This is a genomic window from Variovorax sp. P1_H12_2 (assembly GCF_056405335.1).
On sequence record NZ_JBFUCI010000383.1, the window covers coordinates 1 to 6,301 of the forward strand.

Annotated in this window: 6 protein-coding genes; all 6 read right to left on the reverse strand. The window is 71.1% G+C overall.

Translation table 11 applies throughout. The features are described 5' to 3' along the window. Positions 1-1,816: MMPL family transporter (locus AC1D2K_RS27740; protein ID WP_478092710.1), on the reverse strand; the 1,816-nt coding region annotated here is incomplete at its 3' end. Beyond that, entirely contained in the window at positions 1,813-2,433 is a 621-nt protein-coding gene (locus AC1D2K_RS27745) for a LolA-related protein (RefSeq protein ID WP_478092719.1), read from the reverse strand. The genes AC1D2K_RS27740 and AC1D2K_RS27745, both read right to left, overlap by 4 nt. Then, on the reverse strand, positions 2,423-3,403 hold the full coding sequence (locus tag AC1D2K_RS27750) for an acyl-CoA synthetase (RefSeq protein ID WP_478092712.1): 981 nt from the start codon (positions 3,401-3,403) through the stop codon (positions 2,423-2,425). Before AC1D2K_RS27750 ends, AC1D2K_RS27745 begins: the two co-directional genes overlap by 11 nt. Further along, entirely contained in the window at positions 3,400-5,097 is a 1,698-nt protein-coding gene (locus tag AC1D2K_RS27755) for an AMP-binding protein (protein WP_478092714.1), read from the reverse strand. The genes AC1D2K_RS27750 and AC1D2K_RS27755 overlap by 4 nt, the downstream gene beginning before the upstream one ends. 13 nt (positions 5,098-5,110) lie before the next feature. Further along, on the reverse strand, positions 5,111-5,749 hold the full coding sequence (locus AC1D2K_RS27760; protein ID WP_478092716.1) for a COG4648 family protein: 639 nt from the start codon (positions 5,747-5,749) through the stop codon (positions 5,111-5,113). A 3-nt stretch (positions 5,750-5,752) separates the two neighbouring features. Next, complete coding sequence (locus tag AC1D2K_RS27765) at positions 5,753-6,064, reverse strand: phosphopantetheine-binding protein (protein WP_442286816.1); 312 nt, start codon at positions 6,062-6,064, stop codon at positions 5,753-5,755. Positions 6,065-6,301: the final 237 nt, after the last annotated feature.

A 6,301-nucleotide genomic window follows, 5' to 3' on the forward strand; every position in this document is an offset into this window, starting at 1 on the left:
ACCAGCCACCGCCGGAACGCTCGAACATCAACGCGCCGACCACCGCGTCGAGCGGGCCGCCCTGCAGGTCGACGCGCCGGATCATCGGCTGCGTCCGGGCCGCCTGGACCTCGGCGATGAAAGGTTCCAGGCGCGAGGCCGACAGCGGCAGCCCCTGCGTCGCTTCGGCCAGGCGGCTGCGCAGGGTCGCGGCATCCGGCAGGCTCGCGATGCGCGCCGCCTGCGCCGCCTCGCTGGGCAGCACGCGGGTGACGGTCTCGAAACCGGCGAGCTCGCCCTTGTCGACCAGGGCCTCGAGGCGCTCACTCGCGCCTTCCGTGCTGCGCAGGGTCGACTGCACGTCCGCGCCATGGACCACGACCAGGGTCCCGCCGTCGCTGGCGCCGATGTCGTTGCGCAGCTCGGCATCGAGCGCCTGCATGGCCTTGGGCACCGGGCTCATGGCGCCGAGATCGGCCCGCCACAGATAGCCGCCCTGCCACAGCACCAGCACCAGCGCCGCCGCGCCCAGGCCCGTGAGCAGCCAGCGCAGGCGCGGCAGGCCGCGCACCAGGAAGCCCGCCAGCTGGGCCATCTGGCGCCGCATGCCCATGCCGGTGGCACCGTCCGGCGCCAGCACCGGAAGCACGTGGCGAGCCACCAGTGCGGCCGCGACGAGGCCCGCGATCGAGAACACGCCCAGCTGCGCCAGGCCCGGGAAACCCGAGAACACGAGCGCCGCGAATCCGCAGACCGAGGTCAGCAGGCCGAGGCGCACCGTCGGCCAATGGATGTCGCGCCAGCGCTGCCAGCCGGTGCCCGGGATGGCTGCGCCGCGCGCCTGGATCAGGTAGTAGATCGCGTAGTCGACCGTCTCGCCGATCAGCGTGCTGCCGAAACCCATCGTCAGTCCGTGCACGCCGCCGAAGACCAGGCTTACCGCCGCCGTGCCGCCGACGACGCCGGTGGCGACCGGCAGCAAGGCGATCACCAGCGCCCGCGGCGAGGCGAAGGCCAGCAGCAGCAAGACGCCCATGACGATCCCGCCGACCACCGCCAGGTGTACCGCCTCGGTCTTGATCTGGTCGCGGCTTTGCACCGAGAACACCGGGGCCCCCGTCATCGCGAGTTTCGGGCCGGCTCCTGCCATCTCGCGCGTGGCGGCATCGAAGGCGCCCCGCACGCGCGCGATCGCCTGGGCGATGGCGTCGAGGTCGCTGCCCGCCGCATGGGTGGTGGCCAGGATCAGCGCCCGCGGCGCGCTGCGCGACGCCCACACGCCCTCTTCGCTGCGCGGCGAACTCGCGGGGATCAGGCCCTCGGCGATGCGCTGGGTCTCGCCGGTCGGGTCGCGCTCCAGCAGTGGCTTGAGGGCGTTGCCCGCCGGTGTGCCGAGCATCGACAGGCTGTCGACGATGGCATCGCGCAGGCCCGCGGCGGTGAAGCGCTCGGGCGTCACATCGGATCCCAGCAGGTAGCGGTGGTCGAAGACCCAGGTGCCGGTGTCCTTCCAGTCGCTGGCGTCGCCGTTCTGGACCAGGTCGAAGAGCTTGCTTTGACGCATCGCGGCCGCCACCGCGCGCGAGACCTGCGCGCGCTGCGCCGCATCCTGGCCACCCTCGATGCCGATGAAGATCGTGCGCGAGGCAATGCCGCTTTGCAGCTGCTCGATCAGCACTTGCTGGCGCGCGTCCGGGCTGGCCGGCAGGAAGGCGGAGAGATCGGCACTGAAATGCGTGCGCGCGATCAGCGCGATGCCGGCGACCAGCGCCAGCAGCCAGATGCCGAGGGCCAGCGCCGCGCGGCGGCGCCCGGGTGCGGCGGCGGCTCGCGTCACGGAGTGGAACGCACGGGCGTCGTGGCCGTCGTGCCAGCGCCGCGTTCGGGCGTGATGCTCATCACCGAGCGGTCGCCGCCGATGAACTCCATGTCGATGCCCAGCACTTCGCCGCCCCGTCCGCTGAGGCGCATCGAACGCACCTGCGCGGCCAGGCGCGGGTCGATCGGCTGCAGGTCCAGGGTCCAGCCGTTGGCGGAGCCCGACAGCGTGCTGCGGAAGTAGCGCTGCAGGCTCTGGGCGTTGCCGCTCAGTGTGCCGCGCATGGCCTCGACCATGCCGAGCAGCTCGGGCATGCTGTCCAGCGCCAGCGTGCGGGTGCGACCGCTGCGCGACAGGGTCAGCGTGTTGCCTTCGACGCTCATCGTCTCGGGACGCGGCGACAGCGTGCGGCGCGTCAGCCGGTCCGGCGCGGTGAAGCTCAGCACCCCGCTGGCGTCCAGCGGGCCCTCGAGGCCGTGCACGAAGCGCTGCTCGGTGAAGCGGGCCTCGCCGCTCTTCTGCTGCGCCAGCAGGCCCATCAGTTCAGGCAGGTCGAAGGCCCAGGCGGACGAAGGCCACAGAACGGACAGGGCCAGGGCCGCCAGCAGCCCCCTGCCCCAGCGGTCAATGCGCATCTTCAAGCCAGAAATCATGGAAGTTGAACCAGTTGTACGGGTAGGCGCGGCACAGCGCCTCGAGACGCGCCACATAAGTTTCGAGCGCGGCACGGATGCGCCGTTCCCGCTCGGCGGGGTCGCTCACGCGCTCGCTGAAATCGGCCAGCGGCTCGAACAGCACATCGTAGCGGGCGCCACCCGCGTAGAGGCCCGCCATGAAGAAGACTTTGCGGCGCAGCAAGGCCGCCAGCCGGAACGGCCCGTCGTTGAACAGGGCCGGTTGGCCGAGAAAGGAGACCTCGATGCTGCTGCCGCGTTGCTGGCCCGCTTCCTCGGGCCCGGCCAGCGTGCGATCGGCCAGCAGCCCGGCGAGGCCGCCGGAATCGAGCCAGTCGCGCAGCGCGAGCATCGAGTGCGGCCGGCCCAGCGCGATGATGTGCGGCCGCAGTTCGGGCAGGCTGATGGTATTGAGCACCGCGTTGATCTGCTGCGCGTTGTCGGGGTACATCAGCATCGCGGGACGCAGGTCGGCCGGTGACGCGGCGCGATGCTTGCAGGCGCCCAGCGCCTCGAAGCTGCCGACGTGGGCACCGAGCATGAAGGCGCCGCGGCCCGCATTGACCTCGACCTCGACCGGCGCATTGCCGTAGACCCGGATGTCGAACAGGTCCATGCGTCCGCGCAGGAAATAGAGTCGGTCCAGCACCGTCGAGGCGAAGGCATGCAGCAGCCGGTAGCCGTCGCTCCAGCCGGCCTGGGGGCCGATGGCCCGGAACAGATACCGCTTGATGTGGCGCCGCTGGGTTGGCGAGAACAGCAGGAAATAGAGCGAGATCGGGTGCAGGATCAGTCGCGTCAGCGGTCGTCCGCACAGGATGGCGATCGCGCAGATGACCTTGAGCGCCAGCATGTTGCTGCGCTCGGGCGCTCGCGACCAATCGGCCTGGCGCGACTTGGCATCGTCGGGCTCGGGCCGCGAATCCCTCATGACTGCGGACCAGGGGTCCAGCGCCCGCTGACCGCCACCACGTCGCCGCAGCGGACCTCGAAGCGCAGGCCTCGCGCGGCGCCGGTCTCGGGCAGCAGGTCGATCATGAGGCTGCTGCCCGGGCGTACCGGCGCCAGGAACTTGGCCGCGGCCAGCGTGGGTGCGGCGCCGAGGCGCGCCGCCAGCGCGGGCACGCCGCGCACCGCCTCGAGCACCTCGGACAGCAGCAGCGCGCCCGGCAGCAGCGGCTGGCCCGGGAAGTGGCCCGCGAAGGCCGGATGGTCGGCCGGCACGTCGCGCGTGACCTGCACCGGCGTGCCGTCGGAGGCCAGTTGCGCCAGTGCGAACTCGCGCAGCGAGCGCGCCGTGAGCTTGCCCGTGCCTTCGCGCGGGAAGGCCGCCACGTGCACCACGCGCCGCGGCACGAACACGGCCTCGACCCGCTCGCGCAGCGCGGCGATGATCGCCTGGGCATCGAGCGTCGGTGCGACCACGAGGGCGACCGGACGCACCACGCCGTCGGCCACGTCGTCCGGCAGCCAGAAAGCACCATCCTCGACGCCCGGGATGCTGTTGAGGTGGTGGTTGAGATAGCCCAGCGAACTGCGCCGCCCCGCCACATGGATCAGGTCGTTGGCGCGGCCGAGCAAGCGGAAGCGCTGCGCATCGACCAGTTCCAGGATGTCTGCCATGGGCGTCGGCTCCGGGATGAAGTCGCCCTCGAAGACGAAACGCTCGTCGCCGTCCGCACCATGTTCCGCATGCACGCGGATTTCGCCGAAGGTCTCCCAGACCTCGCCCTGCGTCGGTCGCCGGGTCGCGACCTGGCCCGACTCGGTGCTGCCGTAGATCTCGATCAGGGCACCGCCCATCGCCTGCTCGGCCTGGGCCGCGAGCTGCGGCGACAGCGGCGCGGTGGCCGACAGGATCAGGTCCACCGGCGGCAGCGCGATGCCCGAAAGCAGCAGTGTCTTCAGGTGAAAGGGCGTGGTCACGAGCGCACGCGGCCGCGGCACCGAGGCCAGCGCCTGTGCCACGTCGGCGGGGAAGAAGGGCCGGCCGCTGTCGAAGGCCGCGCCGCCCAGCAGCGCCAGCAGCACCGACGACTCCAGCCCGTAGCTGTGCTGAACCGGCACCGTCGCGACCACCGTCAGGCCGGCGAGCGTCGGCCGTCCGAGCAAATCAGCCAGCCGAGCGACCGCGGCCCGGACATCGCCGACCAGGGTGCCCCAGGTCTTGGCGTGCGGCTGCGGTGCGCCGGTGGAGCCTGAGGTCAGCAAGCTCACGGCATGCATGCCGGCATCGATCGCGGGCACCGCCGGCGCCGCCGCGCCGGCGACCGGCCGGCGACCTTCGACCCGCACGCGCGGCAGGCCGGGCGTCTCGAGCCCCGGGTCGTCGATCAGGGCGAAGGCGGGATCGCCCACTTCGTGCAGCCGCGCCAGCGTGTCGGCCCGCGCGTCGGGCGGCAGCAGGCTCGCTTCGCCGCGCACCAGGGCGGCCGCGAGCCCGACCGCGAAGGCGTAACGGTCGACGCACAGATTGACGACCGGACCGCCGGGATGCAGTTCGGGGGCCAGGCGGGCGACGTCGGCGAGGAATTCGCGCGCGCTCACCGGCGTGCCGGCGCGCCAGGCCAGGGGCTGGTCCAGATCGCGGTCCGCCAGCAGCGGCAGGAAGGTTTCGAGGCTCAAGGGGGTCGTCGATTCAGCGCCGCGCGATGGGTTCCGCCGGCGCACCGTAGAAGGCACGCACCGCATCGATCAGACGGGTGCGCTCGAATTCGGGATGCAGCCGATAGCGCACCAGGTACTCGCCGACGAACAGGCCGACCACCATCAGCGGCGTCAGCAGGTTGGCCAGCACCGACCAGGCGGCGAACGACAGGCTCGCATAGACCGCGATCGACGCCACGACCATCGCCGCGAAGTAGAGCGTCCAGACCCAGGTGACCTGCGCCGTATAGATGCGCATGGCCGGCGACAGCGGGTGCACGCGCTGTGCGAACTGGCCGATCAGCGACAGCCGGTCGCCGCGCAGCGTGCTGCCGAACCAGCCGCACAGCAAGGCATTGATGCCCGCATGCTGCAGCACATAGAGCCGGTTGGGATCGCCGGCCTCGCCGTGAAGCACCAGTGCGAACACGGCCACGCCGGTCAGGCCGGYCAGCGCCAGCCCCCATTTGCCGAAGCGGCTGCCTGCGAGGCCCAGCGCGGTGAGCCACAGCGGCCCGAGCAGGACCACGACGGCCCAGGGCTCGGCCGCGTGGTAGAGCATCATCCAGTGCGACACGCAGGCATAGCTCACCCCCGCCAGCAGCAGGAGCGCCACGCGCCAACGGGACATGGATCAGGAGGCGCCGCGATGCGCCGCGACATGCGCCGCCAGGCTGCGCAGCGACTCGAAGATCTGCTGGTTGCGCTCGTCGTCCGAGCGCAGCTGGAAACCGTACTTGCGGGACACTTCCAGGGCCACTTCCAGGATATCGATCGAATCGAGTCCGAGCCCCTCGCCATACAGCGGCGCCGTCGGCACGATGTCGGCCGGCGCGACTTCCAGGTTGAGCGATTCGACCAGGAGGACAGCCAATTCATTCTCGAGGGGTGACTGTTCGGATACGTCGCCAGCGGCGGGAACGGGAGATTGGGCAGTCGATGACAAAGGAGAACTCCGGGTGCTTTGGGGCATTGTCGCAGGGGTCGCAAAGCGATCTCCGGGGCACCGGAGGAACCTTCGCATGGGGTCGCGATTATAGGAGCCCGGCTTCGATAGACTGAGGCCCTTCCAACGACCGGAAAACCCCATGGCCGACCCCCTTCTCATTGCCCGCCACGGCACCATCGACTGCGCCCTGCTGCCGGGACTGGCCAATCGCCACGGCCTGATCACCGGCGCCAC